We start from the raw sequence: 555 nt of genomic DNA on the forward strand, positions 1-555 counted from the left end.
TATCGCGCGGATGGCTTGCCACGCGCTGGCCACGATGCAGCAGCTCGACGGTCGTGCTGGTGACGCGTGCTTGCAGTTCCTGCCCGACCAAGGCGTGCGGCACGCTGTAACGGTGCAGATCGACTTCGACGTGATAGTCGATGTGGACCTTGACGGTCTTGAAGCGGGCGATCTCGTAGCGCTGGGTTGGCAGCGGCTGCAATGCCGGCGCGTCGATGGCCGCGAACATGCTGGCGCGGTTGCCGGGCAGCTTCTGGAACGGGCGCTCGTTGAGTCGCTTGAGCAGGGGACCGATGGCGTCGTTGACTTCATGCACGGTGTCGAAGCGCCGATGACGCAGGCACGCCATGATCCAGCGTTCGACGATCTGGACCGCCACTTCGACCTTGCCCTTGTCCTGCGGGCAGTACGGCCGCGCCGGAAGGATCGAGGTGCCATAGTGGCGTGCGAAATCGAGCACGCTGTCGTTGCTGCGCGGCTCGTAGCGATCCGGATCGGCGATCATGGCGCGGGCGTTGTCGGGCACGACGAGCTGGGGCACGCCTCCCATGAACG

The 555-nt window shown here is 65.4% G+C and carries 1 protein-coding gene; it reads right to left on the minus strand.

The annotated features are described in order from the left end of the window. Positions 1-555: Mu transposase domain-containing protein (locus D0817_RS26680; protein ID WP_134737801.1), on the minus strand; the 555-nt coding region annotated here is incomplete at both ends.

The sequence above is a fragment of the Flavobacterium cupreum genome, assembly GCF_003996965.1.
GTDB lineage: Bacteria > Bacteroidota > Bacteroidia > Flavobacteriales > Flavobacteriaceae > Flavobacterium > Flavobacterium cupreum.